Consider the following 2,780-nt stretch of genomic DNA (forward strand, 5'->3'; position numbering starts at 1 on the left):
GAAAATGTAATATCATTTATTGAAGAATGCCACGATGAACTGATCCCAAAATTCTTTAATCTTTGCGATAGCGTATTACATTCCAAAGAGTCGCAGCCTGCGTATGGCATATGTGGTGATAAGGGGCTGAAATTAATTCGATAGCTGAGCTATTAACCATAAGCTAAGGATGGGGTAATGAAAAAATACGATATCAGGCATGCCATCAACGCAACTTTTGTGGTGCTACTTGTAACCACAGGCAATAGCGCAGTTGCTGACTCTGCGAAATTACCCGCCAATTCCAAGAGCCATAATCAATCTGCCGCATCCAGCAAGCCAGCCGTGATGCGCGGCACACCGCTATGGCGGGGGAGTAAGGTCGGCATGTCGATTGCGCAGGTAAAGGCACTATTCCCCAATGCTCACGCCCCAACCTCCGAACCCGATAAGATAGCTGACTGGAAAGAAGGTTTGCTTGTTCTCGATGACATAGAACTTGTGAATAACAAATTCAAGGCAACTTTCTTCTTCGACAAAAAGAAAAAACTTTCTGTTGTTTTTGTGGACTTGGATGAAAGTGTTATCGACTACCTTGCCTTAACCATCTTTAATTCGCTGTACGACGTGCTAAGGTTGAAATATGGCCATGAATTTACAAACGAAGAATCCAATAACTACGACATGTTTGACAAGACTGTTACTTGGGTTTCCGGCAGAACGCACATTAAGCTATTCACGAACAAAGAAGTAGTCAGAGTGATTTATGACGAACGATTGGCAAACGAAGCGGATAAGCTTTAATGCTAACAGCAGGTTCACAGGGTGGGCAGCCGGCCGTTGTTGCGGGCCCCGTGCGGCACGAAACGAAACGTTGGGCACTACTTATCGCTCGTTTATGAAAGGGAAGTTGAAATGGAAATAATGATATTTTGGATCGTTTGCGCCATTCTTGCAGGTGCAATTGGCGCAATGAAAAACCGAACTCCCTTAGGCATTATTTTGGGAGTTCTATTGGGCTTCATTGGTGTTCTAATTATTTTGTTCGTTCCAAAATCCGGGTTGGCTCAAACAAATACTGTGGGCTCAAACGCACCAAACCCTACCGACAGTACAGATACTCGAAAATGTCCATTTTGTGCTGAAGTTGTGAGAATTGAGGCCAAAATTTGTAAACATTGTCGTTCTGATCTTCCTGAATACAAAGTGGAGGCCGATGAGACCTTAATTCTTAAGGAACAGTTGGAAGAGAAATTGGCAAGGGAAGAGGCTGAGCATAAGAGAGAAAAGCAACTTTTGGAAACATACAGCCTGGGGAATCCGTTAAAGCCAGAAGAAATTAGCTTCTTGAGAAAAAGAGGAACAGCGATTTGAGGTGTTGAAGTTGTTAAGGTGCATTCATAATTTTAGGTCTTTCATAGCCCAACCAGTCAATCCAGCGGGGCTGACGCGATAAGGCTGCAGCAGCCCCTGATTTACACGTTGGGCATTAAGGAGCCGTTATGAACTTTGTGGTGATTGATGTTGAGACAGCTAATCCTGATTTTTCGAGTATTTGTCAGGTCGGTATCGCCGAATTCCGAGAAGGCAAACTTCACGAGTTGTGGGAGTCCTTGATAAATCCAGAAGATTACTTCGACGAAATGAATATTGCCGTACATGGCATCGAAGAACACATGATCCGCAAAGCTCCGAAGTGGGCAGCGGTATATGAACAACTTGCACCATGGCTGAAGGGCAGTATCGTTGCTAGTCACACAGCCTTTGATCGTGTAGCACTGACACGTGCATGTGCCAAAAATGGAATCCCGCCATATGAAAGTCGATGGCTCGATACAGCGCGAGTGGTAAGGCGTGCATGGCCGGAGTTCTCACAAAAGGGCTATGGTCTCGCCAACGTCACTAAGCACTTCGGCATCGAGTTTCAGCATCACAACGCAAAGGAAGACGCACGCGCGGCGGGCGAAATCTTGTTGTGTGCAGTGACAGCTACGGGTTTAAGTGTGGAACAGTGGCTGGAGCGAGCGGCGCAGCCAATCCACCCACATGATTCAGCATCAATTACAAGAGATGCAAATACAGACGGCCCACTCTTTGGTGAGAAGCTGGTATTTACTGGGGCGCTATCATTGCCGCGAAGAGAAGCTGCGGATGCCGCCGCAAAAGCAGGCTGCGAAGTAGAAGCTGGCGTTACAAAGCACACCAGCATACTCGTGGTTGGTGATCAAGACATTCAACGTCTTTCAGGTCACGAGAAGAGTTCAAAGCACCGGAAGGCTGTGGAACTCATGAAGAATGGGCAACCAATTCGCATCATCGGAGAGAGTGACTTCCAACGCCTGCTAGGTCTCAGAGTATCGTAGTCATTCAGGTACAACAATGCCCAACGAGACGGCCTGACGGCCCCCCTTATTCAATCGTTGGGGATCAGTGCGGAACATCCGGCTCGATGGTGCGGATGAAGAGACTCGAACTCTTACGCCTCGCGGCACAGGTACCTAAAACCTGCATGTCTACCAATTCCATCACATCCGCATGTGAATATGTACATTTTGATGGGGTGAATAGCCCCTTAATCCAGCCTTAATAGCAATGTACATGTACATTTTTCCATTTAAGCTAGAACCCAGCAATTATGGTAGTTTGAAGTATGTACGTTGGACACCAACTTTACCCTGCTACCAATTCCGCCACTTCCGCGTGAGAGGCACGCATTATAGCGGTGCGGTGTTCAGACTGCTGCGATTTCCACCACAGTGCGGCCGCGTGACTGGCCCGCGACCAGCGCAGGAAAGACTGGC

Annotated in this window: 3 protein-coding genes and 1 tRNA gene; 3 read left to right on the forward strand and 1 reads right to left on the reverse strand. The window is 47.2% G+C overall.

Features of this window, described 5'->3' with window-relative positions:
- Positions 1 to 177 precede the first annotated feature (177 nt).
- The 3 genes from WC052_06110 (at position 178) to WC052_06120 (ending at position 2,342) form a co-directional block, all read left to right on the forward strand.
- Positions 178 to 783, forward strand: a complete 606-nt coding sequence (locus WC052_06110) for a hypothetical protein (protein ID MFA7287210.1) — start codon at positions 178 to 180, stop codon at positions 781 to 783.
- Between the two features lie 111 nt (positions 784 to 894).
- Positions 895 to 1,353, forward strand: coding sequence for a GlsB/YeaQ/YmgE family stress response membrane protein (locus WC052_06115; GenBank protein MFA7287211.1), 459 nt, complete (start codon positions 895 to 897; stop codon positions 1,351 to 1,353).
- A gap of 128 nt (positions 1,354 to 1,481) precedes the next feature.
- On the forward strand, positions 1,482 to 2,342 hold the full coding sequence (locus WC052_06120; GenBank protein ID MFA7287212.1) for an exonuclease domain-containing protein: 861 nt from the start codon (positions 1,482 to 1,484) through the stop codon (positions 2,340 to 2,342).
- 87 nt (positions 2,343 to 2,429) lie between these two features.
- Here WC052_06120 and WC052_06125 read toward each other — a convergent pair.
- Positions 2,430 to 2,514: transfer RNA gene (locus tag WC052_06125), tRNA-Leu, on the reverse strand.
- Positions 2,515 to 2,780 lie beyond the last annotated feature (266 nt).

The organism is Patescibacteria group bacterium (assembly GCA_041675205.1).
Classification (GTDB): domain Bacteria; phylum Patescibacteriota; class Patescibacteriia; order GWA2-46-9; family GWA2-46-9; genus JBAYUF01.